Raw genomic sequence first — 24,443 nt, 5'->3', positions numbered from 1 at the left:
GTACACGGTAGCAAAGGCGGGCGCAGCGGCGCCCTGCCCCCGCAGCTTACACCGTCATGATTTCCTTTTCTTTTTCGGCAACGAGTTTGTCGATGTCGACGACGGATTTGTCGGTCAGTTTCTGGATCTCGTCCTGGGCGCGGCGCTCGTCGTCTTCCGAGATGGCCTTGTCCTTGATCAGCTTCTTCAGCTGCTCGTTGGCATCGCGGCGGACGTTACGCACGGCGATCTTCGCATCTTCGGCCTCGGACTTGGCCAGCTTGACCATCTCCTTGCGGCGCTCTTCGGTCAGGGCCGGGGTCGGCACGCGGACCATTTCGCCGAAAGTCGACGGATTCAGGCCGAGGTCGGAATCGCGGATCGCCTTTTCGATCGTGCTCAGCATCTTCTTTTCGTAGGGCTGGACACCGATGGTGCGGGCGTCGATCAGCGTCAGGTTGGCAACCATCGGCAGCGCGGTGGGGGAACCATAATAGTCCACCATCACGTGGTCGAGGATACCGGTGTGGGCGCGGCCGGTGCGGACCTTGGCCAGGTCAGCCTTCAGGGTCTCGATGGACTTTGCCATCTTGTCCTGGGCATTTTTTTTCACGTCAGCGACGGACATGCTGCTCTCCTGTGTTTTGCTAAATAACGAATTTTAAACGTGTACCAGTGTACCCTCGTCTTCGCCCATGATCACGCGCTTGAGCGCGCCCGGCTTGACGATCGAGAACACCTTGATCGGCAGCTTCTGGTCGCGGCACAGGGCGAACGCGGTGGCGTCCATCACCTGCAGGTGGCGGGCGATCGCCTCGTCGAAGGTGATCGACTCGTAACGGGTAGCATGCGGATCCTTCTTCGGATCGGCAGTATATACGCCATCGACCTTGGTTGCCTTCAAAACAATCTCGGCCGAGATCTCGGAGCCGCGCAGCGCAGCCGCGGTATCGGTGGTGAAGAAGGGATTGCCGGTGCCGGCGGCGAACACGACCACCTTGCCTTCCTCGAGGTATTGCAGGGCCTTCGGACGCACGTAAGGCTCGACCACCTGCTCGATGCCGATCGCCGACATCACGCGCGCGGTGATGCCCTGCTGGCGCATGGCGTCGGCCAGGGCCAGCGCATTCATGACGGTGGCCAGCATGCCCATGTAGTCGGCGGTCGCGCGGTCCATGCCCTGCGCGCCCGGCGCCACGCCGCGGAAGATGTTGCCGCCGCCAATCACGACCGCGAGTTCCACGCCCAGCTTCGACACCTCCGCCACGTCGGCAACCATGCGCTCGATGGTGGCGCGGTTGATGCCGAACGGATCGTCGCCCATCAGCGCTTCGCCAGACAGTTTGAGGAGGACTCGTTGGTAGGCTGGTTTGGTCATGAATGGGGCTCCTGGATGTTAGATGATTCGAATTCGGGTACTGCTGTAAAAACGGGCCTTTCGGCCCGTCTTCTTTACTGCTGATTACTGCTTGGCTGCTGCCATCTGGGCAGCGACTTCTGCTGCGAAGTCGTCGACTTTCTTCTCGATGCCCTCGCCCACCACGTACATGGTGAATGCCTTCACGGAGGCGTTGTTCGCCTTCAGCATCTGCTCGATGCTCTGCTTGTCGTTCTTCACGAAAGCCTGGTTGAACAGCGACACTTCCTTCAGGTACTTCTGCACCGAACCGTCGATACGCTTGGCGACGATTTCTTCCGATTGCGGCTGCTTGCCTTCGGCGACGGCCTTGTCGGCGTCTTCCTTGGCTTTCAGCTGGGCAACCGAACGCTCTTTCTCGATCAGCTCGGCCGGCACTTGCTCTGCCGACAGGGCGACCGGCTTCATCGCGGCGATGTGCATGGCGACATCCTTGCCCACCTGCTCGTCGGCGCCGTCGTAGTCGACGATCACGCCGATGCGCGAACCGTGCAGGTACGAAGCCAGCTTGCCGGTGGTTTCGAAGCGCTGGAAGCGGCGAACGGTCATATTCTCGCCGATTTTACCGATCAGTGCCGTACGCACGTCATCGAAGGTCTTGCCGTCGACCGGCAGGGCGGCCAGGGCGGCGACGTCGGCCGGGTTGTTCTCGGCGACCAGCTTGGCAGCCAGGTTGGCCATGGCCATGAATTCGTCGTTCTTGGCGACGAAGTCGGTTTCGCTGTTGATTTCGACCAGCGCGCCGATGTTGTCGGCGACGTAAGCCGTCACCACGCCTTCGGCGGTGATGCGCGACGCTGCCTTCGAAGCCTTGCCACCCAGCTTGACGCGCAGGATCTCTTCGGCACGGGCCATATCGCCTTCGGCTTCGTTCAGGGCTTTCTTGCACTCCATCATCGGGGCATCGGTCTTGGCGCGCAGTTCGCCGACCATCGCTGCAGTAATCGCTGCCATGTTATTTCTCCTAGTAAGATTGTTCTTGCTGAATTAGCTTGCAAAAAAGGGCGCTCGATACAGGCTCGGCGCCCCTTTTGATGCTGCGGCGGGCCGGAACGCCCGCCTTCACTTATGCTTGCTCGGAAACTTCGACGAAGTCGTCGCCAGCCTTGGCCGCCTCAACGACTTCGTTGGTGGCGTTGGCACGGCCTTCCAGGATCGCATCGGCGACGCCGCGTGCGTACAGGGTGATGGCCTTCGAGGAGTCGTCGTTACCCGGGATCACGTGGGTAACGCCTTCCGGCGAGTGGTTGGTGTCGACCACGCCGATGACCGGGATGCCCAGCTTGCCGGCTTCGGTGATGGCGCCCTTGTGGTAGCCGACGTCGACCACGAAGATCGCGTCCGGCACGCCCTGCAGGTCCTTGATGCCGCCGATCGACTTCTGCAGCTTCTCCAGCTCGCGCGAGAACATCAGGGCTTCTTTCTTCGACATCTTCTCGACTTCGCCCGACTCGATGGCGGCTTCCATGTCCTTCAGGCGCTTGATCGAGGTCTTGATGGTCTTGAAGTTGGTCAGCATGCCGCCCAGCCAGCGCTGGTCGACGTACGGCACACCGGCGCGCTGGGCTTCAGCGGCGATGATGTCGCGGGCCTGGCGCTTGGTGCCGACCAGCAGGATGGTGCCGCGGTTGGCAGCGATCTGCTTGATGGTTTTCATCGCATCCTGGTACATCGCCATGGTCTTTTCCAGGTTGATGATGTGGATCTTGTTGCGATGACCGAAGATGAACGGTGCCATTTTCGGGTTCCAGAAACGGGTCTGGTGGCCGAAGTGAACACCGGCTTCCAGCATTTCGCGCATAGTAACGGACATTTGATTCTCCAGGGTTGGGTCTTGAATAACGGCCGGTACACCTGTGACAGGCACCCTTGTCGGCCGCATTCGCGATTCAATAAAAAAGACGTTTTTTACAACGTTGCTCGATACGAACACGAGCAACCCGAGATTCTAGCGGGATTTGCCCATGATTTCAAGTTCATACGTGCGGCGCGATCACATATAATGGACGGATATCCCCATCGCAGAACAGAAACATTATGTCTATCTCCATCAAGACCCCGGAAGAGATCGAAGGCATGCGCATCGCCGGCCGCCTCGGCGCCGAGGTGCTCGACTACATCACCCCCTTCGTCAAGCCGGGCGTCACCACCGGCGAACTGGACCGCCTGTGCCACGAATTCATGGTCAAGGTGCAGGGCACCGTGCCGGCCCCGCTGAACTACGCGCCGCCGGGCTACCCGCCGTTCCCGAAGGCGGTCTGCACCTCGGTCAACGACGTGATCTGCCACGGCATCCCCGGCGACAAGGTACTGAAAGCCGGCGACTCCGTGAACATCGACGTCACCGTCATCACCAAGGACGGCTTCCACGGCGATAACAGCCGCATGTTCCTGCTCGGCGAGCCGTCGATCCAGGCGCGCCGCCTGGCCGAAGTGACCTATGAATGCATGTGGCTGGGCATCAGCAAGGTCAAGCCCGGCGCCCACCTGGGCGACATCGGCCACGTGATCCAGCAGCATGCCGAGAAGAACGGCTACAGCGTGGTGCGCGAATTCTGCGGCCACGGCATCGGCAAGGTGTTCCACGAAGAGCCGCAGGTGCTGCACTACGGCCGTCCGGGCACCGGCGAGGAGCTCAAGGCCGGCATGATCTTCACGATCGAGCCGATGATCAACGCCGGCCGCCGCGAGATCCGCGAGATGCCGGACGGCTGGACCATCAAGACCAAGGACCGCAGCCTGTCGGCCCAGTGGGAGCACATGATCCTCGTTACCGAGACCGGCTACGAAGTCCTGACTACCTCGGCCGGCACCCCGCCGCCGCCGGCGATCGTGCTGAACAAGGACGCCGTCCCGGCCTGATCATCCCTGCCCCATGTCCAGCACTGCCGCCGACCAGACGCACACCCCGGCGCCCGTCCAGCTCCAGGCCCGGCTGCGCCAGCGCCTGAAGGACGAGCGCCAGCACATCATTGCCGAGTTCCAGGAGAACGGCAAACCCGAGAAGCTGCTGCGCGGCCTGCGCCACAGCGTCGACGGCGTGCTGTCCGACGCCTGGAAGGCCGCCGCCCTGCCGCCCGCCACGGCGCTGGTCGGGGTCGGCGGCTACGGCCGCGGCGAACTGTTTCCCTACTCCGACGTCGACCTGCTGATCCTGCTGGGCGACCCGCCGGATGCGCTGACCCAGGCCAGGCTGGAGCAGTTCGTCCAGCTGCTGTGGGACCTCGGCCTGGAAATCGGCCACAGCATCCGCACCGTCGACGAATGCATGAGCGAATCGGCGGCCGACATCACGGTGCAGACCAGCCTTCTGGAAGCGCGCCTGGTGGCCGGCAGCGCGCCCCTGTTCGAACAGCTGCAGCGGCGCTACGCCGATGCGATGGACGCCCAGGCCTTCTTCCACGCCAAGACCGCCGAGATGCGGCTGCGCCACGCCAAGTACGAGTTCACGCCGTACAGCCTGGAGCCGAACGTCAAGGAAAGCCCGGGCGCGCTGCGCGACCTGCAGGTGATCCTGTGGGTGGCCAAGGCCGCGGGACTCGGCAATTCCTGGACCCAGCTGGCGATCCGCGGCCTGATCACGCGCGCCGAAGCGCGCCAGCTGATGGAGAAGGAATACGCGTTCAAGGACATCCGCATCCGCCTGCACCTGCAGACCCGGCGCCGCGAAGACCGCCTGGTGTTCGACGTCCAGACCGCGATCGCCGAGACCTTCGGCCTGACCTCGACCGGCCATGGGCTGGAAGCCAGGCGCGCCAGCGAATACCTGATGCAGCGCTACTACTGGGCGGCGAAGGTCGTGACCCAGATGAACACCATCCTGCTGCAGAACATCGAAGCCCAGCTGTTCCCGCAGGATTCCCGGCCGATGCCGATCAACCCGCGCTTCAACGAAGTGGGCGGCTTCATCGACATCGCGGCCGACGACACTTTCGAAGCCGAGCCGTCGACGGTGCTGGAAATCTTCGTGGTGATGACCGAGCGGCCCGACCTCAAGGGCATGACGGCGCGCACCATCCGCGCGCTGTGGCATGCGCGTACCTTGATCGACGAATCCTTCCGCGCCAACCCGGTGCACCGCGCGCTGTTCCTGCGCATCCTGCAGGCCCCGGTCGGGCTGGTGCATGCGCTGCGCCGCATGAACGACATGGGCATCCTCGGCCGCTACCTGCCGAACTTCCGCCGCATCATCGGCCAGATGCAGCACGACCTGTTCCACGTCTACACCGTCGACCAGCACATCATGATGGTGGTGCGGAACATGCGCCGCTTCACGATGACGGAGCACGCCCACGAATACCCGTTCTGCAGCCAGCTGATCGCGAACTTCCGCGACCGCTGGCTGCTGTACGTCGCCGCGCTGTTCCACGACATCGCCAAGGGCCGCGGCGGCGACCATTCCGAGCTCGGCAAGCAGGACGTGCTGGAATTCTGCCGCGACCATGCCATCTCGCCTGAAGACACGGAGCTGGTGGTGTTCCTGGTCGAGCAGCACCTGACCATGTCGCAGGTGGCGCAGAAGCAGGACCTGTCGGACCCTGAGGTGGTCAAGGCCTTCGCCGACCTGGTGCGCGACGAGCGCCACCTGACCGCGCTGTACCTGCTGACGGTGGCCGACATCCGCGGCACCAGCCCGAAGGTATGGAACGCCTGGAAGGCCAAGCTGCTGGAAGACCTGTACAAGAAGACCCTGCGGGTGCTGGGCGGCGAGCCGCCCTCGGCCGACCGCGAACTGCGCGCGCGCCAGCAGGAAGCGCTGGCCACGCTGCGCCTGTTCGGCCTCGGCCCGCAAGCCCACGAAGCGCTGTGGAAGCAGCTCGACATGGCCTACTTCCTGCGCCACGACGCCTCCGACATCGCCTGGCAGACGCGCAGCCTGCACGACAAGCTCGGGCGCGACAAGCCGGTCGTGAAATCGCGCCTGGCGCCGATCGGCGAAGGCCTGCAGGTGACGGTGTACGTGAAGGACCAGCCGGACCTGTTCGCGCGCATCTGCAGCTATTTCGACCGCAAGAACTTCTCGATCCTCGACGCCAAGATCCACACGACCGGGGACGGCTACGCGCTCGACACCTTCCTGATCACGGACGAGCACTTCGCCAACAATTACCGCGACATCATCAGCCTGATCGAGCACGAGCTGTGCGAGGCGCTGACCCGCCAGGAGCCGCTCAGCCCGCCCCTGCGCGCGCGCCTGTCGCGCATGTCGCGCAGCTTCCCGATCACTCCGTCCGTCGAGCTGCGCCCTGACGAACGCGGCCAGTTCTGGCTGCTGTCGATCGCCGCCAACGACCGCAACGGCCTGCTGTACGCGATCGCCAGCGTGCTGGCGCGCTACCGCATCAACCTGCACACCGCCAAGATCATGACCCTGGGCGAGCGGGTCGAGGACGTGTTCCTGATCGATGGCGCGGCCTTGAATAACCAGCGGGTGCAGGTGCAGCTCGAGACTGAATTGCTGGACGCCCTGAAAATCTAGCCGTCGCCCTCGCGAAGGCGGGGGCCCAAGTTTGCCGGCGCTATCGAAACGCACCGAACTTGGGTTCCCGCCTGCGCGGGAACGACGGCTCAACTTTGCTTTTTACCGAACCATGACCGAACCCGTACGCCTCTCCAAACGCATGTCCGAACTGGGCCTGTGCTCCCGCCGCGAAGCCGATGACTGGATTGCTAAAGGCTGGGTCCGGGTGGACGGCAAGGTCGTCGACGAACTGGGCAGCAAGGTGCTGCCGCACCAGAAGATCAGCGTCGAGCGCCAGGCCGCGGCCGAGCAGAGCAAGCGCGTGACGGTCCTGATCAACAAGCCGGTCGGCTACGTCAGCGGCCAGGCCGAGGATGGCTACAAGCCGGCCGTGGTGCTGGTCAAGCCGGAAAACCGCTGGAAGGACGACCCCTCGCCCGAGCAGTTCCATCCGACCCAGCTGCGCTCGCTGGTGCCGGCCGGCCGCCTGGACATCGATTCGGTCGGCCTGCTGGTGCTGACCCAGGATGGGCGCATCGCGCGCCAGCTGATCGGCGAGGACACGGCAATCGAGAAGGAATACCTGGTGCGCGTGCAGTACACGAAGCCGGGCAAGCTGCCGGACGCCGACCTGAAGAAGCTCAACCACGGCCTGTGGATGGACGGCAAGCCGCTGCTGCCCGCCAAGGTGCGCTGGCAGAACGAGGACCAGCTGAGCTTCACGCTGAAGGAAGGCCGCAAGCGGCAGATCCGCCGCATGTGCGACATGGTGGGACTGAAGGTGATCGGCCTGAAACGGGTGCGGATCGGCCGCGTCAAGCTGGGCGACCTGCCGCCGGGACAGTGGCGCTACCTGGGCACGGACGAGCGGTTCTGAAGATCGAAGCAGCGCGGCTGCAGGCAGGTCCAGGGATCGAGCACCCGCAAGGCGGCGAGCACGACGCGCGGCCCCGCGATGCTGCCGCCGTTTTCCTGGTCCCATTCGAGCCGCAGCTTGGAGCGGCCCTTGCGCAGGTCGACGCGGGCATAATCGACCCAGACATCCTCGCCGCCATATTCGTAGGTCGTGATCCAGCCCTTGCCGCGCAGGGCCTCGACCGTCTCGCGCAATGCGAACGGGGGCAGGCCTTCGATCGACCCCGGCTCCAGCCGGGGTTCGCCCAGCACCGACAAATACCTGACCAATTTCAGAAACCACGTCATTGCAGCCTCCCAGTGTGCGTTTGACGTGATTTCAGTCTAGCAGTGCCCCCCGCGCTTTGATGTTAGCCAACGCACGGTGCATAAAATATCTGCCGTGCGTGAAAACGCACGGAAATTCTTTCAATATATCCCTATTTTGCTTTAAATCAGTATTCCGTGCAGCTCCTCCAGGCTCACCGGTTTGGTCAAATGGTGCGTAAAACCGCGGTTGCGGGTCTGGCGCCGGTCCGAATCCTGGCCCCAGCCGGTCAGCGCGATGATGCGCATGCTCGCGAAGCGCTCGTCCTGGCGCAGGCGGCGCGCGACCTCGTAGCCGTCCATGCCGGGCATGCCGATGTCGAGCAGGACGCTGGACGGCAGGAAGGATTCGGCCATCGCCAGTGCGGCGCGGCCGTCGTAGACCACGCGCACCTCGGCGCCGTCGGCTTCCAGCAGCAGGCCGAGGGTGTCGGCGGCATCGCGGTTGTCGTCCACCACCAGCACGCGCTGCCCGGCGAACGGCGCGTCCGGCCGCGCCTGGGCCATGCCGGCGCGTTCCGGCCGCGCCTCTTCCTGCGGCGCCAGCGGCAGCAGCACCAGGAATTCGCTACCCTGCCCGCTGCCGGCGCTGTGCGCCTCGACCGTGCCGTGGTGCATCTCGACCAGGCTGCGCACCATCGTCAGGCCGATCCCCAGCCCACCCTGGCCGCGCCCGACCGAGCGGTGGGCCTGGGCGAACATGTCGAACACCCGCCCCAGCGCTTCCTCCGGGATGCCGATCCCGGTGTCGCGCACCGAGGCCGCCACCAGGCCTTCCTCGCGCCAGACCTCGACCCAGATGCGGCCGCCCGCATCGGTGTACTTGGCGGCGTTGTTCAGCAGGTTGGCGAACACCTGGGTCAGGCGCACGCGGTCGGCCAGCAGCACCAGCGGCTCCTCGGGCAGCGACACCGCCAGCTGGTGCCCGGCGCGCTCGATCGCCAGCTGGCTGGTCTCGACCGCGCCGTGGATGATCTCGGCGATCGGCACCCGCTCCAGCCGCAGGTCGATCTTGCCGCGCGTGATGCGCGAGACTTCCATCAGGTCGTCGACCAGGGTGACGATCTGGCGCACCTGGCGCCCGACCATCTCGACCACGCGGTCGGACTGGCGGCGCCCGTCCGGCCGGCGCATCAGCTGGACCGCGTTGCTGATCGGCGCCAGCGGATTGCGCAGCTCGTGCGCCAGGGTCGCCAGGAATTCGTCCTTGCGGCGGTCGGCCTCGCGCAGCGCCTCCTCGGCCTGCACGGCGCCGGTGATGTCGAGCGAGATGCCGACATAGCCGCGGTGCAGGCCGTCGCCCGAATACCAGGGCGCGGCGTGCGATTCGAACCAGCGCCAGCTGCCGTCGCGCGCCGGCACCCGGATCCGCTGGTTGAAGGCGCCGCGCTCGCGGATGCCGTCGGAGACTTCCCGCAGGTAAGCGTGCATGTCGTCGGGCTGGACGATGGCGCGCCAGCCGCCGGCCTCGCCCGCCGGGCCCTCGTCGCCGGGGCCGCGCTGGTTCAGGTACATCAGCTCGCCAAGCGGATCGAACTGGTAGATCAGGGCTGGCGAGGCGTCGGCCAGCGCGCGGAACCGCGCCTCGCTTTCGCGCAGCGCATCCTCGGCGCGCTTGCGCACGGTGATGTCGTGGAACAGGATCGCGACCCGCGGCGAGCCGGTATCGCCCACCGGATAGACGAAGAATTCGAACCAGCTGTTGAGCGGACCGGCGAAGCACTGCGAGCGGGTGCTGGCGCCGGTGCGCGAGACCTGGGCGCAGGCTTCCAGCCAGCACGGCTCGTGCTCGGGACGGACCTTCAGCTGGCCCGGTCCGACGTAATGGATGCTGGTCATGCGCACCGCCGCCGGATTCGCTTCCGAATACGCCAGCCCGACCGCGTGCCCGTTCTCGTCGAACTGCACGGTGGCCATCAGGAAGCCCTCGTCCATCGCCTCGAACAGCATGCGGTAGCGGCGCTCGCTTTCGGCCAGCGCGGCCTGGGTGCGGCGCCGCTCGTCGATGTCGATGTTCATGCCGAACCACTTGCGCAGGCTGCCGTCCGGATTGAACAGCGGCGCGGCGCGCGCATTGGTCCAGCGCCAGCCGCCCATCGCCACGTGCACGCGGCATTCCACGTTGACCCCGCGCCGCATCGCCGTCGCGGTGCGCCACTCGCGCTGCACGTAGTCGCGGTCGTCCGGATGCACGGCCTCCATCCAGCCCTTGCCCAGCGAGGCGGCCTCGCGCTGCCCGGTGTAGGCGCACCAGCTGGACGACGGCTCCACCAGGTCGCCGTCCGGGTCGGTCTCCCAGACCGCCTGGCCGAAGCCCTCGACCAGGGCGCGGAAGCGCTCCTCGCTCTCGGCCAGCCGGCCTTCCGTTTCCTTCAGCCCGGTGACGTCGAGGATGAAGCAGACGCAGCGCGCATGCGCGCCCTCGCCCGAGATGCGCGCCGGCGCGTACAGCCCCCACCACAGGCTGCCGTCCTTGCGCACCATCCGCTTGGTATAGGGCTGCGTGACGCCGGCGTCCCTCAGCTCCTGGCCCGAACGCACCGTCAGGTCCCAGAATTCGGGCGCGGTGATGGTCTTCCAGTTATCGGGAACGCGCAGCTCCGCCTCGGTGTAGCCGGTCATGCGCTGGTAGGCTTCATTGACCTCGCGGATGGTGCCGTCGAGGTCGAAATAGACCACGCCGACCGTGCTGATGCTGAGGGTGGCGTCGATCAGGGCCTTGTGCTCGCGCAGCGCGCGCTCGGCCGCGCGGCTTTCCTCGACCTCGCGCTCCAGCGATTCCTTGCTTTCCAGCACTGGCCGCAGGCGCTGTTCCAGCTCGCGTTCGAGCCGTTCCGGGTCCGGGTTGCCGTGCAGCGCGCCGCGGGTCTGGTGCGCAGCGGCGGCAAAACCCGCCAGCTCGCGCAGCAGTTCCAGGTCATGGGCGTCGAAGTTCCCGCCGTCGCCGTCGAGCATGGCCACCAGCGAACCGGCCGGGTGGCCACGGACCCGCCACGGCACGCCCAGCGCTTCGCCCACACAGGCGCCGGACGCGCGGAGCGACTCGAATTCCATGCCCGGGCGCATAAACAGCACCGCGGAGTTGCCGAGTACGCTGACGCCGCAGGGGCAGGCCTCCAGCGGAAAACGCCTGCCCGCCTGGCCGGCCATCTTCCCCGCCACCGCGCCCCAGCAGATCTCGTCTCCGTCCGGGCCCGGCTCACGGACCCCGACCACCACCGAGCTCGCGCCGCACAGCTCGCGCACCGCCTCGGCCACCCGCTGCATCAGCAGCTCCGGATCGTCGGCCAGGTGCTGGGCCAGCCCGGCCAGCAACGCGCGCTCGGCGGCCGGATCGCGCCCCGGCAGGTGCGCCCTGCGTCCATGCAGCAGCCCGTCAATGACGGCATCGTCACGGTATCCAACTGCGGTATCTGCGCTCGAATCGGCCATTCACCACCCTTGTGGAATTCTTTCTGTGAGAATTGGTAGTCCACGTGCGATACCCAAGACTACTTTACATCTCGATAATTTCCAAAGGATTTCAATCGTGCCGGAGCCCGCTTCAGTCAAGGTGAATAAGGAGCGCCGAGGTGGTGGCGAACGTCCTGACGCCGCCCTCGAGAACCGGCCTCGCCCGTATTAATTGGGATCGATTTCAAAGAGAATGAAATGGCGCGGATTCCCCGCGCCGCAGGCTGTGCATTCTTCCGTTGCGAAAAAGCACTTAACGCACGAGGTCCAATTCGCCGATTGCGCGTTCAATATCTTCCAGGCACACCGGCTTCTTCAGGTGGCGGTCGAAACCGGCCGCCAGCGCGCGCCGCACGTCATCGGGCTGGCCGTAGCCGGTCACCGCGACCAGCCGGATCCCGCCCTGCGCGGCCAGCGCGCGCGCCACCTCGTGGCCCGAGATGTCGGGCAGGTCGATGTCGACGAAAGCCACCTGCGGCAAGGCATTGCGGGCCAGCGCGATCGCGGCCTGGCCGTCGGCCGCGCTGCTCACCTCGCAGCCGCGCGAGGCCAGCAGCGTGCACATCATCTCGCGCAGGTCCTCGTTGTCCTCCACCACCAGTACCCGCAAGCCGTCCAGCGGCGCGGCCACCATCGGCGCGGCTTCGGTGGCAGGCGGCGCCGCGGCTGCCAGCGGCAGGCGGATCGTGAAGGTGCTGCCGCGCTGCGGACCCTCGCTGTGCACGGCCACCGTGCCATGCTGCTGCTCGACCAGCGACTTGACCACCGCCAGCCCGATCCCGAGCCCGCCCTTGGACCGGTTCGTCACCTTGCCCTGCACGAACACGTCCCACACGCGCGGCAACAGGGCGGCGTCGATGCCCTTGCCGTCGTCGGCCACGACCAGCTCCGCCATCTCACCGCAGCGGCGCGTGCCGACGCGGATCCGGCCGCCGGCCTGGGTGTACTTGGCGGCGTTCTCGACCAGGTTGCCGATCACCTGCTGCAGCCGGGTCGGATCGCTGTCGACCCACACCGGCTCCAGGTCGAGCTCGACGTGGTGTTCGCCGGTCGTGCCCTGGGTCTGCAGGGTCAGCGCGGCCTCGCGCACGGCCGTGGCCAGGTCGAGCGGCGCCAGCGCCAGCACCACCTTGCCGCTCAACACCCGGTTGGCGTCCAGCAGTTCGTCCACCAGGTGGGCCAGGTGGCGGCTCTGGCGCCCGATGATCTGGTGGGCGCGCTCGGCCGCCGGGCCGTCCGCCTTCATCTGGATCAGGGCGATGGCCGAGGTGATGGCGCCCAGCGGATTGCGCAGCTCGTGGCCGAGCATGGCCAGGAATTCGTCCTTGGCACGGTTCTGGGCTTCAGCCACGCTGTGCGCCGCCTGGACTTCGGCCAGGTGCTTGCGGCGCCCGGCCTCGGCCTTCTGCAGGCGGCGCGAGACCGCCTGCAGCACCTGCTGCAGGCTGTTGAGTTCGGTGATCCGCAGGTCGGCCGGCGGCGGCATCCAGCCCTCGGCGATGCCTTCGGTGGCGGCGCCCAGGTATTCGGTGGCGGCCAGCAGGCGCCGCGCGAACAGGATCGCGCCGGCCAGCGCCAGCACCACCGCGCACAGCAGGGTCGCCGCGGTGAGCGAGACCGCGCGCGCGGCCGTGGTTTCCAGATCGCTGACCGGCACGCCGATCACGGCGGTCCAGCCGGACAGCGCGGAACTGGCCAGCGCCGCCGCCATCGGCACGCCATCCCGTGCGCTCAGCGCGAGCCGGGCCGCGCCGGCGCGCGCCGCGCGCAGCAGTTCCGGCCGGGCGCGCAGGCCGACCTGGCCTTCCCAGGCCGGGTTGCGGGCCAGGATCGCGCCCTCGCGGTCGAACACCGCCAGCTGCCAGCCGGGCGCCACGTCGCGCGGCAGCAGGCTGTTCAGGTGGCGCACGTCGAACCATTGGTCGAGCAGAACCCGGCGGCCGTCGTCGAGGGTCAGCGGGAGCTCGACCGAGATCAGGTATTTCCGGGTGGTGCTGCCGACGATCAGGTTCGACACGGTCGGGCGTTGCCGCTCGAACACGGCTTGCACCCGCGGCCGGGTGCCGGGCAAAGGCGGCGCCAGCGCCTGGCCGAAGGGCAGCGCGGTATTGAACAGCTGCTGGCCATCCTCGCGCAGCACCGCGGTCTCGCGGTGGGTGCCGGCGTTGGCGGCGCGCGCCTGGCCGTAGAAGCCTTCGAAATTCCCCTGCTTCAGGCGCGCCGAGGTCGACAGCGCCTGGCCGGCCGCCATCGCGGCCGTCAACTCCTGGTCCATCGCCAGCACCGAGGCGCGCGCCAGTTCCTGCATGCCGCTCAGCACGGCGTGACGTTCGGCGTCGAGCAGCAGCTTGATGGCGACGCCCGCGCCCACGATCATCGGCAGGAAAACCGCCACGGCCAGCAAGCTCAGATGGGTGCGCACTCTCATGGTGTCGATAGGGTCGTCGGTTGGTAGGAAGGTCTTCCAGGCAACGTTCCATTTTATATTCAGCAAGTTTTTTCGTGCCGCACGACAGGACGAAACGGAGGGAAGCCTGTCATGACAGCCTTCCCGGCCTGCTTTTCCAGATTGCGCGAAGGGCCGGGCTCGCGTAGCATCCGGGAATTGCTGTGCCCACAAGGCAAGCATCCGAGAATCCGGGAGACCCATGAAAACCGAAACCCTACCCCTACCCTACACACAAACCCGTTCCTTCCTCACCGTCGCTCTGATCGAGCTGTGGGAGCGCTTCGGCTACTACGGCATGCAGGCGCTGATCGTCTATTACATGGTCGAGCGCCTCGGCTTCGAGGACAGCCGCGCCAACCTGGTCTGGAGCGCGGCCGCGGCCCTGATCTACGTGGCCCCGGCGATCGGCGGCTGGATCGGCGACAAGGTGCTGGGCACCAAGCGCTCGATGTACCTCGGCGCCATGGTCCTGACCGTCGGCTATGCCCTGATGGCGGTGCCGACCGAGAGCACCCGCTTCCTGTTCTGCGCCCTCGGCGTGGTGGTGGTCGGCAACGGCCTGTTCAAGCCCAACACCGCCAACCTGGTGCGCAAGATCTATGAAGGCGACGATTCCAAGATCGACAGCGCCTTCACCCTGTACTACATGGCGGTGAACGTCGGTTCGACCGTCTCGATGCTGGCCACGCCCTGGATCAAGGATGTCGTGAACGCCAACTACGGCAACAACTTCGGCTGGCACGCCGCGTTCGCCGTCTGCAGCGTCGGCCTGGTGGTCGGCCTGCTGAACGTGGCCCTGATGCGCGCCACCATCGCCCACGTCGGCAGCCTGCCCGACGAGCGTCCGCTCGCCGTCGGCAAGCTGCTGGCCGTGCTGGGCGGCGCCGTGATCGTCGTGTTCGGCTCGGCCGAGATCCTGGAAAACCAGGCCCTGGCGCGGGCCTTCGTCTACCTGGCCGGCCTGGTGGTGCTGGGCATCTTCGTGCACCTGATCCGCAAGAGCGAGCCGAGCGAGCGCGCCGGCCTGATCGCGGCCCTGGTGCTGACCCTGCAGACCGTGTTCTTCTTCATCTTCTACCAGCAGATGTCGACCTCGCTGTCGCTGTTCGCCCTGCGCAACGTCGACCTCGACTTCAGCGTGTTCGGCGTCCACCTGTGGACCTGGTCCCCGGCCCAGTTCCAAGCCCTGAACGCGATCTGGATCATGGTGCTGAGCCCGGTGCTGGCCTGGGCCTATTCCTTCGCCGGCCGTACCGGCAAGGACCTGTCGATCGCCGGCAAGTTTGCGCTCGGCTTCGCCGCGGTCGCCGCCGGCTTCTTCGCCTACGGCGTGGCCGGCGTGTTCGCGGTGAACGGCATGACCTCGTCCTGGGTCATGATCGCCGGCTACGGCCTGTATTCGCTGGGCGAACTGCTGGTCTCGGGCCTCGGCCTGGCGATGGTGGCGCGCTACGTGCCGGCCCGCATGAGCGGCTTCATGATGGGCGCCTACTTCGTCGCCACCGGCATCTCGCAATACCTGGGCGGCGTGGTCGCCAACCTGGCCAGCGTGCCGAAGGACCTGACCGACCCGGTCCAGACCCTGCCGATCTATACCAGCCTGTTCAACAAGCTGGGCATGGGCGCGATCGCCTGCACCGTGATCGCGCTGCTGGCGTTGCCGCTGATGCGCAAGCTGACGGCCAGCCACCAGTCGCACCAGTAAAAGCATCGCCGGCCGAGCGCTTTTTTGGCTCGGCCCCGCGCTTTTGCCGCTTCGGCCGCACGCTTTTGCCGCGTCGTCCCCGCGCAGGCGGGGATCCAAGTTCTGCATGAGATAACGAAACGCTGGCAAACTTGGGTCCCCGCCTTCGCGGGGACGACGTATTTTGGACGCGGGGACGACGTATTTTGGACGCGGGGACGACGTATTTTGGACGCGGGGACGACGTATTTGGGCGCGAGGACGTTGCACACACGAAACAAATCGTGTTCAGAATTTCTGTTGCGCACAGGAAAATGATATAGTTTAAAGCACAACGGGCCCCGCACCCGCCCGGCTTCAACCACCGACCCCTGTCCCCGGCCGTTACCGTCCCGACCATGCCATCCTTCGCCCGACACGGTTTCGTTCTGCTTGCGTGCGCGCTCGCCTTCCAGGCCCGCGCCGAAACGCACAGCTATGACTTCTCGCCCGTCAACCAGTACAACCTGCAAGTCTCGGCCAGGTTCTGGAATCCGATCATCCGCTATGTCTCGGCCAGGAGCGGGGTACGCCTGAACCTCAGGCTGGGCCGCACCTCGGCCGACACCACCAGCTACGTGCTGGCGCGTGAAGTCGATTTTGCCTTCACCAACCACCTGTTCAGCCCCGAACGCGAAAAGATGGGCTGGACCGTGTTCGGGCGCCGCGACGCGCCGCCGGTGCGGTCGCAGATCGTGGTGCCCGCCGACTCGCCCGTGAAGGAGCTGCAGGACCTGGCCGGCGCCACCGTGGTATTCCCCGGCCCGGAAGCCCTGGTCGCCTACAAGGCCAGCTACGCCGAGCTGCTGCGCCGGAATATCCCCGTCAATGTCGTGTTTGCCGGCAATATGGACGCCGCCTTCACCCAGCTGTTCGCCGGCAAGGCCAGGGCGAGCGGCGCGAATTCCCAGCTGGTGCAGAACTACAGCGGGCGCGAGGGCAAGTCCTTCCGCGTGCTGTGGAGTTCCGCGCCCTTCAACGACCTGGCGCTGATGGCCTCGCCGCGCGTGCCGGCCGCCGACTTGCGCGCCGTCGCCCAGGCCTTCCTCGGCATGCGCCAGGATCCGGAAGGCCGCCGCATCCTCGACGCCGCCGGAGAACTGGTGCGCGCGCCGCAGCCGGTCGGTTTCGTGCCGGCCAGCGACGCCGACTACGCCAGCTACCGCGCGTTCTACGCCGGCGCGCCGGTCAGCCTGCGCTGACCGGCCGGGACCGCCCCATGCCCTTGCGCCTGTCTTTCCTGCCGCGTTCCCTGGTCGGGCGCGTGTTCGCCGTGTTCAGCCTCAGCATGCTGCTCTTCCTCGGCATCGGCATGGGCCTGTTCTACCGCTACCAGTTCCTGTCGCACATCGACGAAACCCAGGACGCCGCCCTCACCCTGATCGAAGTGGCGGCCCAGAACATCGAGGACAGCGTGGTGATCGGCGATTACGACACGGTCCAGCGCACCCTCGGCAAGATGCTGTTCCAGTCGCCGTTCAGGAGCGCCGCCTTCATCGACGTCGCCGGCGGCACCCTGCGCGTCACGGCGCCGAAAGCCGGGCGGGCGCCGGCGCCGCGCTGGCTGAGCGAACTGATCGCATCGAAGATGCTCGAAGTGAACCGGGTCGCCAGTGTCGGCGGCCGCGACTACGGCGTGATCCGGCTCGAATTCGATGCCGACAAGATCGCCGCCCAGCTCTGGGCCCTGGTGATCGAGACCGCGACCTTCGCCCTCGCCGCGTTCGCATTCGGCCTGGCCCTGATGCGCACCCTGCTGAAGCGCTGGCTGGCCAACCTCGGCGGCCTGCGCTCCTTCGAGAACGATGTCGCCGCCGGCCGCGTCACCGCCGAAGCCGACCTGCACGCCGACGCCCCGACCGAGATCCAGGAAGCGATCCGCGCCGTCAACCGCAGCGCGGCCAGCCTGCGCGTGCAGTTCGGCCAGCGCATCGATTCGCTGACGAACTCCCTCATGCAGCACAAGAACGCGGTCGACCAGGCCGCCATCGTGAGCGAAGTCGATACGCTGGGACGCATCATCGGCGTCAACGAGCTGTTCGAGCGCAGCTGCGGCTACACGCGCGCGCAGGCGCTGGGCCGGGAGCTGGCCGAGTTCGGGCGCCCGGCCGGTAACGCCGCGCCGTGGAGCCCGTCGCCGGAGGTCTGGAACGGCGAGGTCGTGGTGGCCGGACATGCCGGCCGCCTGCAGTGGTACCGGACCATCGTCCCGATCTTCGACGCCGACGGCAGCATCGAGCGCTACCTGTGCATCGACATCGACATCACCGAGCGCAAGGAATTCGAGCGTGCGATCGTCAAGAACGCCAGGCGCCAGACCCTGATCGCGGAACTGGGCCGCAAGGCCCTGGCCGCCAACGGCCTCGACGGGCTGTTCGACGACGCCGTGCAGGCCGCCGCGCAAGGCCTCGACGCGCCCTGCGCCGCGCTGTTCGAAGCCGTGCAGGTCAAGCCCGGCCATGGCCGCCAGCTGATCGTGCGCGCCGGCGCCGGCAGGCTGGCCCAGGCCGCCGGCCTGCAGCTCGGCTGCGCCGGCGATCCGCTGGCGGGCGAGCCGCCCGCCGGCCTGCGGCCCTGGTTCGCGCCGGTGGCGGCCATGCACGGGCTGCGCAGCGGCCTGGACGCGGGCGTGGGCCGGTTCGGCGTGCTGGGCGTGTACGCCGACGGCGCGCGCGGGTTCGAGGACGACGACGCCGTGTTCGTGCGCGGCATCGCGAATATCCTGGCCACCGCGGTCGAGCGCCAGGAAGCCAGGAACCGCCTGACCTGGCTGGCCCAGAACGACTCGCTGACCAATCTGCCGAACCGGCGCCAGCTCGGCGCCTGCCTGGAAGACGCGATTGCCCAGGCCGCCCGCCACGGACACCGCGCGGCCGTGATGTTCATCGACCTGGACCGCTTCAAGAACGTCAACGACATGCTTGGCCACGGCGTCGGCGACCAGTTGCTGGTGCAGGCCGCCGCGCGCCTGGAATCCTGCGCCCGCAACGACAACGTGGTGGCGCGCCTGGGCGGCGACGAATTCGCGGTGGTGCTGCCCTATGTCGGCGGGAAGGAAGGCCATGCGGCCGACGCCGCGCTGATCGCGGCCCGCATCGTCGAGGCGCTGGCCCAGCCCTTCCACCTGCAGGGCCAGCAGCTGTTCGTCTCGGCCAGCATCGGCATCGCCTGCTATCCGCAGGACGGCGCCGACGCCGAGCAGCTGCTGAAGAGCGCCGACACCGCCATGTACGACGCCAAGAACAACGGCCGCAATACCTACCAGTTCTATTCCGCGGCGCTACACGAGAACGCGGCCCGGCGCCTGCAGCTCGAATCCCAGCTGCGCCAGGCGCTCGAGCGCGGCGAATTCCTGCTGCACTACCAGCCCAAGCTGGACCTGGCGGGCGGCGGCATCAGCGGCTTCGAAGCGCTGCTGCGCTGGAACCACCCGCAGCGCGGCCTGGTGCCGCCGCTCGAATTCATCGCCATCCTCGAGGAAACGGGGCTGATCCTGGCGGTCGGCGAATGGGTCATCGCCGAGGTCTGCCGCCAGCTGCGCGGCTGGGAAGCGGCCGGCCTGCCGGCGCCGCCGGTGGCGATCAACCTGTCGGCGCGCCAGCTCCAGCATGCCGACCTGGCCAGCGCCGTCGAGCGCATCGTGCGCGAGGCCGGGGTCGATCCGGCCCTGCTCGAATTCGAGCTGACCGAGTCGATGCTGATGGTCGATCCGGAAGCCGCGGTGGCGATCCTTTCCCGCATCAAGGCGCTCGGCATGCGCCTGTCGGTGGACGACTTCGGCACCGGCTATTCGAGCCTGGCCTACCTGAAGCGCTTCCCGCTGGACGCCCTCAAGATCGACCGCACCTTCGTGCGCGACCTGCCCGACGACCCCGACGACGCCGCCATCACCAAGGCCGTGATCCGGCTGGCGCACAGCCTGAACCTGAAAGTGGTGGCCGAGGGCGTCGAGACGATCGAACAGCTGCGCGAGCTGGAACAATACGGCTGCGACGAAATCCAGGGCTATTACGTGAGCCGGCCGCGGCCCGCCGCCGACTGCGCCGCCCTGCTGCGCGCCGGGCAGCCTGCCCCCGCTTGAGTTAAGATAACGGGATGCCAGATACCCAGAACCCATCACTTTCCCGCGCCTTCCAGGTCGCCTCCCGCGTCGACGCCATCGAACCGTTCCGCGTCATGGAAATGGTCAAGCAGGCCGCCGCCATGAGCCGCGCCGGCATCGACGTGATCAGCATGAGCGTCGGCGAGCCCGACTTCACCGCACCGGACATGGTGGCGCACGCCGCCATGGAAGCGATCCGCGGCGGCGCCACCCAGTACACCGAATCGCTCGGCCTGCCGGCCCTGCGCGAGGCGATCGCCGGCCATTACGCCCGCGCCTACGGCCTGGACGTCGATCCGCGCCGCATCGTCGTCACCGCCGGCGCCTCGGCCGGCCTGCTGCTGGCCTGCGCGGCCCTGGTGGCCGAGGGCGACGAAGTGCTGATGCCCGACCCCTGCTACCCCTGCAACCGCCACTTCGTGAGCGCCTTCGGCGGCAAGCCGGTCCTGCTTTATTCGAGCGCGGCGGAACGCTACCAGCTCACGGCCGCCCACGTGGCCGAGCACTGGAGCGACAGGACCCGCGGCGTGCTGGTGGCCTCGCCCTCGAACCCGACCGGCACCTCGATGACGGTGCCGCAGGCGCGCGAGCTGCTCGCCGCCGTGCGCGCGCGCGGCGGCTTCGCCATCGTCGACGAGATCTACCAGGGCCTGTCCTACGGCGACAAGCCGGTCAGCGCGCTGGCGCTGGACGACGGCGTGATCACCGTGAACAGCTTCTCGAAGTACTTCAGCATGACCGGCTGGCGCCTGGGCTGGCTGGTGGTGCCGGAGACGCTGGTGCCGGTGTTCGAGAAGCTGGCCCAGAACCTGTTCATCTGCGCGCCCACGATCGCCCAGCATGCGGCCCTGGCCTGCTTCCGCGACGACGCGCTGGAGATCTTCGAAGCGCGCCGCCTGGAATTCCAGCGCCGCCGCGACTTCCTGGTGCCGGCCCTGCGCGAACTGGGCTTTGCCGTGCCGGTGATGCCGGACGGCGCCTTCTATGTGTACGCCGACATCGCCGGCCTGGCGCACCGCCATGCGGGCGACAGCACGGCCTTCGGCAAGGCGGTGCTGGAAGAAGCGCATGTGGCGATCGTGCCGGGCGACGACTTCGGCTTCGCGGCGCCCGCGCGCCACGTGCGCTTCTCCTACGCCACCAGGTACGAACGCATCGAAGAAGCGGTGCAGCGCCTGGCGCGGCTGCTGCCGCGCTGAGCCGGCTCAGGGCCGTCCGGCGGCGCCCACGCGTGTGCCGGTGCCGATCAAGGGCAGCAGCGCATCCAGCCCGACCGGCTTGACCAGGTAGTGGTCGAAGCCGGCTTCCAGGCCGCGCGCCTGGTCTTCCGGCTGGCCGTAGCCGGTCATGGCGATCGCCAGCGGCTGCCGGCCTCCGGTCCCGTTGCCCATCGCCGCGCGCACGGTGCGGATCAGGCCCAGGCCATCCAGCCCCGGCAGGCCGATGTCGCACACGATCACGTCGAAAGGCCGCTCCAGCGCGGCCGCCAGGCCGCTGCGGCCGTCCAGCGCGGTGGCCACCTCATGCCCTTCCTCGCGCAGGCAGGCCGCCAGCGTGGCGCAGGTGTCGGGATTGTCCTCCACCACCAGCACCCGCTTGCGCCCGCCGGTGCTGGCCACCCTGGCCGGTCCGCGTTGGCCGACTCCCTGGGCCGATAAAGGCAGGCGCACCGTGAAGCGGCTGCCCTGCCCGGCGCCCGCGCTCTCGGCCGTCACCGTGCCGGCATGCATGCCGACCAGGTTGCGCACCACGTTCAGGCCCACCCCCAGTCCGCCCTCGGAACGCGCCAGCGAACGCGGCCCCTGGGTGAACAGGTCGAAGATGAAAGGGATGATCTCCGGGGCGATGCCGGCGCCGTTGTCCTCGACCGACACCGACACGTGGCCGGCCTCGGCATGCGCGGACAGGCGCAGCATGCCGCCGTCGCGGGTGTACTTGGACGCATTCGCCAGCAGGTTGGTGAACACCTGGGTCAGGCGCACCTGGTCGCCCTCGACCACCACCGACTCGGACGGCAGCTCCGTTCGCAGGGTCTGGCGGCGCTCCTGGATACAGGGCTGCATGGTCTCGACCGCCTGCTGCAGCACCTCGGCCAGCACCAGCGGCTCGGTCTTCAGGGTGATCTTGCCGCTGCTGATGCGGGCGGCGTCGAGCAGGTCGTCGAGCAGCTTGGCCATGTGCTCGACCTGGCGCCTGATCACGCGCGACAGCTTGTGCAGCTGGGGCGTGGCGTCCGGGGTACGCTCGAGCAGCGAGGCCGCCATGCCGATCGGCGAGAGCGGGTTGCGCAGCTCGTGCGCCAGCATCGCCAGGAACTCGTTCTGGCGCCGGTTGGCCGCTTCGGCGTCTTCCTGCAGGTGCTGGGCCTGGACCGCCGCCACCACCAGGTGCTCGTTTGCTTCGCGCAACTGGGCGACGGTGTCGGCCAGGCTGCGCCGTTCCTCCGCCGCCGCGCGCAAGGCCTCGACTTCCTCTTCGAGACTGTGGATGCGGCGCAGCAGGAACTCTTCCGGCAGCGCCGGGCGCGGCAGCTCAGGGCTGCTGGCGCGCTGTTGCGAGGCTGCGATGTCGTCGTCGTGCTTTCCCATTGCGTCCTCGTCCAGGTCCATGCCGCCTCAGCGCTTCTGCGTCGGCCGGCCGACCATCACGCCGTTCAGGAAAGGCGACTTGCCGTCGACCTCCAGCCCCTGTTCGGTGATCGTGTATTCGCGCACGTCGTTGCTGTGGCCGGAGCCGCGCACCTTCACGACCGTCATGAACTTGCGCAGGACGCCATCGAATTCGACGAAACGCAGGGACAGCACGGCATCGGTCAGGAAGCACAGCTCGTCCGGGCTGAAGCTCAGGCGGGTGTAGTCGTCTTCCATGCCCACCGTCACCACGGCGCTCACGCCGCGCTGGCTGAGGGCCGCCAGGGTGCGGAACACGGCGGTGCGCAGGTCGGCGCGCACCTCGGGAGCGAGGTAGAGTCCGATCTCGGACAGCGAGTCGATCACCACCCGGCGGGCCCCGGTCCTCTCGATCGCGGTGCACATCTCGTCCATCAGCTCCTCGACGCTGAGCGAGAGCGAGCGGCTCTCGACCACCGTCACCTGGCCGGCCGCCACCATCTGCGCCAGTTCGGCGTTGCGCAGCCGCGAAACGCCCTTCTCGAAGAACACCGCCACGCCTTTCTCGCCGTTGGCCGCGCCGGCCTGCAGGAACCGGGTGCCGAGGATGGTCTTGCCGGCCCCGGTCGGGCCGGACACCAGCATCGAATGCCCCTGCGGCAGGCCGCCGTGCATCAACTCGTCCAGGCCGGGCACCCCGGTCGGGATCCGGCAAGGATTGCGGTCCACCGGCGCACCGACGGTCAGGTCGGGCGGCAGCGGCGGCAACAGGCGCGGGTAGACGCGGATCCCATCGTCGCCGATGCGCATCGTGTGCGCGCCCGTCAGGTGGCCCTGGCCGCGCATCTTGTTCACGCGCAGCTTGCGCAGTGCCGAGTTGTCGTCGTTGGCCTGGTACAGGGTCATCATGCCGTCGGCCACCGTGATGATCGGATTGGCCTCGACGTCGGCCTGCGAATATTCGCCGATCAGGAAGGTGGTCGCCTGCCAGGTCGCCATCCGCGAACCCAGTTCCTGGATGAAGGCCTGCAGGTCGGACAGGCCCTCGTTGCCGCTGCGCGCCGCCTGCATGACCGAGCGGAAGGAGTCGACGAACACCAGCCCCGGCCCGAAATCCTCGACCTCGCGCATGATGCGCTCGAGCACGCCGTGGAAGTGGCCTGCGCGCAAGTCGTCGGCCAGGTTCACGTAGCGGATGCAGGGGCCGACCAGCGCCATGTCGAAGAAGGAAAACTGCTGCTGGTAGCGCAGCATCTTCAGCGGCGGCTCGCCGAGCACGGTGAAGAACAGCGCGCGCCGTTCCGGCCCGGCCAGCGCGAACATGATCTGGTGCGCCAGCGTGGTCTTGCCGCTGCCGGGCGCGCCCGCGATCAGGGTGAAGGAATATTCGGTCAGGCCGCCGCCGAGGAGGACATCGAGGCCCGGAACTCCGGTGGCCAGCAATCCCAGGCGTACTTTGTCGGTCATTTACTTGTGCTCCTGTACATCTTCCGGTCCGTCCTGCTCCGAGGCCGTGGCGTGGGCGAGGAGCCGGGCCGTGAGCGCCTCGCCGATCAGCGACGACAGCTGTTTCGTGAATGTAGTCAGCAATTCCGTGTTCGCGATGGCGGCCACGGCGGGATCGATGCCCGCCAGGTCGCGCTCCAGCGCACCCAGCAGCCCGTCGATCGACTTGCGCGTGGGATCCACGCTCAGCCATTCGTAACGGACCGCCATCGTGCGCAATGCGCGCCCGAACAGCGCGCAAAATCCGCTCTCGCCGATCAGCGTCACCAATTGTCCGCTGATGCGGCGCCACGGATGCAGCCGGCGCGCGGAGGCGTCCGCCCGCGGCGGCGCCGAGCCGTCATCGCTCTGTTGTTGCCGCTCTTTGTCGTCTCTTTCCATGCAGGTCAGCTTGATTTATCTTGGTGCGGCACCGCCGAGGCGGCCAAGGCATGTGGGGCACATTATAGCGGGATTGTCACGTGCGGCTCCGTAATGTCGTGACAATATTTTCCTGTGCCACACGGCACCGCGGCCTGCTACC

General features: G+C 67.3%; 17 protein-coding genes. 7 read left to right on the top strand and 10 right to left on the bottom strand.

Annotated features, from left to right (window positions below):
* Positions 1 to 46: 46 nt before the first annotated feature.
* From frr to rpsB, 4 genes are all read right to left on the bottom strand, one after another.
* On the bottom strand, positions 47 to 607 hold the full coding sequence (gene frr, locus AC3A6M_RS05430; RefSeq protein ID WP_487851699.1) for a ribosome recycling factor: 561 nt from the start codon (positions 605 to 607) through the stop codon (positions 47 to 49).
* A 33-nt stretch (positions 608 to 640) separates the two neighbouring features.
* Positions 641 to 1,357 carry a UMP kinase gene (pyrH, locus tag AC3A6M_RS05425; RefSeq protein ID WP_487851698.1) on the bottom strand — a complete coding sequence of 239 codons (717 nt, stop codon included), beginning with the start codon at positions 1,355 to 1,357 and terminating at the stop codon, positions 641 to 643.
* 84 nt (positions 1,358 to 1,441) lie between these two features.
* Positions 1,442 to 2,350, bottom strand: a complete 909-nt coding sequence (gene tsf, locus AC3A6M_RS05420) for a translation elongation factor Ts (protein ID WP_487851697.1) — start codon at positions 2,348 to 2,350, stop codon at positions 1,442 to 1,444.
* A gap of 112 nt (positions 2,351 to 2,462) precedes the next feature.
* Positions 2,463 to 3,209, bottom strand: coding sequence for a 30S ribosomal protein S2 (rpsB, locus tag AC3A6M_RS05415; protein ID WP_487851696.1), 747 nt, complete (start codon positions 3,207 to 3,209; stop codon positions 2,463 to 2,465).
* 224 nt (positions 3,210 to 3,433) lie between these two features.
* On the opposite strand from rpsB, the gene map reads away from it, so the two are divergent.
* The 3 genes from map (at position 3,434) to AC3A6M_RS05400 (ending at position 7,734) form a co-directional block, all read left to right on the top strand.
* Positions 3,434 to 4,258: a type I methionyl aminopeptidase gene (gene map / locus AC3A6M_RS05410; RefSeq protein WP_487851695.1), complete on the top strand. Its 825-nt coding sequence runs from the start codon at positions 3,434 to 3,436 to the stop codon at positions 4,256 to 4,258.
* A gap of 13 nt (positions 4,259 to 4,271) precedes the next feature.
* Entirely contained in the window at positions 4,272 to 6,875 is a 2,604-nt protein-coding gene (locus AC3A6M_RS05405; protein WP_487851694.1) for a [protein-PII] uridylyltransferase, read from the top strand.
* Positions 6,876 to 6,987: 112 nt separating this feature from the next.
* Entirely contained in the window at positions 6,988 to 7,734 is a 747-nt protein-coding gene (locus AC3A6M_RS05400; protein ID WP_487851693.1) for a pseudouridine synthase, read from the top strand.
* Here the strand turns inward: AC3A6M_RS05400 and AC3A6M_RS05395 are convergent.
* From AC3A6M_RS05395 to AC3A6M_RS05385, 3 genes are all read right to left on the bottom strand, one after another.
* Positions 7,707 to 8,060, bottom strand: coding sequence for a hypothetical protein (locus AC3A6M_RS05395; RefSeq protein ID WP_487851692.1), 354 nt, complete (start codon positions 8,058 to 8,060; stop codon positions 7,707 to 7,709). The two genes, AC3A6M_RS05400 and AC3A6M_RS05395, sit on opposite strands and share 28 nt — an antisense overlap.
* A gap of 141 nt (positions 8,061 to 8,201) precedes the next feature.
* Positions 8,202 to 11,510, bottom strand: a complete 3,309-nt coding sequence (locus tag AC3A6M_RS05390) for a PAS domain S-box protein (protein ID WP_487851691.1) — start codon at positions 11,508 to 11,510, stop codon at positions 8,202 to 8,204.
* Between the two features lie 274 nt (positions 11,511 to 11,784).
* The gene (locus AC3A6M_RS05385) at positions 11,785 to 13,959 is read right to left on the bottom strand and encodes a hybrid sensor histidine kinase/response regulator (protein ID WP_487851690.1); all 2,175 of its coding nucleotides are present in this window, start codon (positions 13,957 to 13,959) and stop codon (positions 11,785 to 11,787) included.
* 220 nt (positions 13,960 to 14,179) lie between these two features.
* Here AC3A6M_RS05385 and AC3A6M_RS05380 point away from each other — a divergent pair, with 220 nt between their 5' ends.
* From AC3A6M_RS05380 to AC3A6M_RS05365, 4 genes are all read left to right on the top strand, one after another.
* A complete protein-coding gene (locus AC3A6M_RS05380) occupies positions 14,180 to 15,685 on the top strand; it encodes a peptide MFS transporter (protein ID WP_487851689.1) in 1,506 nt (501 codons plus the stop codon).
* Between the two features lie 377 nt (positions 15,686 to 16,062).
* On the top strand, positions 16,063 to 16,905 hold the full coding sequence (locus tag AC3A6M_RS05375; RefSeq protein ID WP_487851688.1) for a phosphate/phosphite/phosphonate ABC transporter substrate-binding protein: 843 nt from the start codon (positions 16,063 to 16,065) through the stop codon (positions 16,903 to 16,905).
* A gap of 17 nt (positions 16,906 to 16,922) precedes the next feature.
* A complete protein-coding gene (locus AC3A6M_RS05370; protein WP_487851687.1) occupies positions 16,923 to 19,784 on the top strand; it encodes a putative bifunctional diguanylate cyclase/phosphodiesterase in 2,862 nt (953 codons plus the stop codon).
* A gap of 14 nt (positions 19,785 to 19,798) precedes the next feature.
* Positions 19,799 to 21,004, top strand: coding sequence for a pyridoxal phosphate-dependent aminotransferase (locus AC3A6M_RS05365; RefSeq protein WP_487851686.1), 1,206 nt, complete (start codon positions 19,799 to 19,801; stop codon positions 21,002 to 21,004).
* A 6-nt stretch (positions 21,005 to 21,010) separates the two neighbouring features.
* Here the strand turns inward: AC3A6M_RS05365 and AC3A6M_RS05360 are convergent, their stop codons facing one another.
* From AC3A6M_RS05360 to AC3A6M_RS05350, 3 genes are read right to left on the bottom strand one after another with little or no spacing between them, the layout of a single operon-like run.
* Positions 21,011 to 22,393, bottom strand: coding sequence for a hybrid sensor histidine kinase/response regulator (locus AC3A6M_RS05360; RefSeq protein ID WP_487851685.1), 1,383 nt, complete (start codon positions 22,391 to 22,393; stop codon positions 21,011 to 21,013).
* A 27-nt stretch (positions 22,394 to 22,420) separates the two neighbouring features.
* Complete coding sequence (locus AC3A6M_RS05355) at positions 22,421 to 23,881, bottom strand: ATPase domain-containing protein (protein ID WP_487851684.1); 1,461 nt, start codon at positions 23,879 to 23,881, stop codon at positions 22,421 to 22,423.
* Positions 23,882 to 24,301: a hypothetical protein gene (locus AC3A6M_RS05350; RefSeq protein WP_487851683.1), complete on the bottom strand. Its 420-nt coding sequence runs from the start codon at positions 24,299 to 24,301 to the stop codon at positions 23,882 to 23,884. It abuts the gene before it with no gap.
* Positions 24,302 to 24,443 lie beyond the last annotated feature (142 nt).

The sequence above is a fragment of the Telluria sp. Soil_C_11 genome (genome assembly GCF_057657395.1).
Note: the sequence above shows the minus strand (reverse complement) of the source record. Positions and strands in the feature narration are given on the sequence as shown.

What these genes read in the sequence shown, in the direction of transcription:
- frr (WP_487851699.1), bottom strand. Translation starts at nt 607, where the DNA reads ATGTCCGTCGCTGACGTGAAAAAAAATGCCCAGGACAAGATGGCAAAG.
- pyrH (WP_487851698.1), bottom strand. Translation starts at nt 1,357, where the DNA reads ATGACCAAACCAGCCTACCAACGAGTCCTCCTCAAACTGTCTGGCGAA.
- tsf (WP_487851697.1), bottom strand. Translation starts at nt 2,350, where the DNA reads ATGGCAGCGATTACTGCAGCGATGGTCGGCGAACTGCGCGCCAAGACC.
- rpsB (WP_487851696.1), bottom strand. Translation starts at nt 3,209, where the DNA reads ATGTCCGTTACTATGCGCGAAATGCTGGAAGCCGGTGTTCACTTCGGC.
- map (WP_487851695.1), top strand. Translation starts at nt 3,434, where the DNA reads ATGTCTATCTCCATCAAGACCCCGGAAGAGATCGAAGGCATGCGCATC.
- AC3A6M_RS05405 (WP_487851694.1), top strand. Translation starts at nt 4,272, where the DNA reads ATGTCCAGCACTGCCGCCGACCAGACGCACACCCCGGCGCCCGTCCAG.
- AC3A6M_RS05400 (WP_487851693.1), top strand. Translation starts at nt 6,988, where the DNA reads ATGACCGAACCCGTACGCCTCTCCAAACGCATGTCCGAACTGGGCCTG.
- AC3A6M_RS05395 (WP_487851692.1), bottom strand. Translation starts at nt 8,060, where the DNA reads ATGACGTGGTTTCTGAAATTGGTCAGGTATTTGTCGGTGCTGGGCGAA.
- AC3A6M_RS05390 (WP_487851691.1), bottom strand. Translation starts at nt 11,510, where the DNA reads ATGGCCGATTCGAGCGCAGATACCGCAGTTGGATACCGTGACGATGCC.
- AC3A6M_RS05385 (WP_487851690.1), bottom strand. Translation starts at nt 13,959, where the DNA reads ATGAGAGTGCGCACCCATCTGAGCTTGCTGGCCGTGGCGGTTTTCCTG.
- AC3A6M_RS05380 (WP_487851689.1), top strand. Translation starts at nt 14,180, where the DNA reads ATGAAAACCGAAACCCTACCCCTACCCTACACACAAACCCGTTCCTTC.
- AC3A6M_RS05375 (WP_487851688.1), top strand. Translation starts at nt 16,063, where the DNA reads ATGCCATCCTTCGCCCGACACGGTTTCGTTCTGCTTGCGTGCGCGCTC.
- AC3A6M_RS05370 (WP_487851687.1), top strand. Translation starts at nt 16,923, where the DNA reads ATGCCCTTGCGCCTGTCTTTCCTGCCGCGTTCCCTGGTCGGGCGCGTG.
- AC3A6M_RS05365 (WP_487851686.1), top strand. Translation starts at nt 19,799, where the DNA reads ATGCCAGATACCCAGAACCCATCACTTTCCCGCGCCTTCCAGGTCGCC.
- AC3A6M_RS05360 (WP_487851685.1), bottom strand. Translation starts at nt 22,393, where the DNA reads ATGGGAAAGCACGACGACGACATCGCAGCCTCGCAACAGCGCGCCAGC.
- AC3A6M_RS05355 (WP_487851684.1), bottom strand. Translation starts at nt 23,881, where the DNA reads ATGACCGACAAAGTACGCCTGGGATTGCTGGCCACCGGAGTTCCGGGC.
- AC3A6M_RS05350 (WP_487851683.1), bottom strand. Translation starts at nt 24,301, where the DNA reads ATGGAAAGAGACGACAAAGAGCGGCAACAACAGAGCGATGACGGCTCG.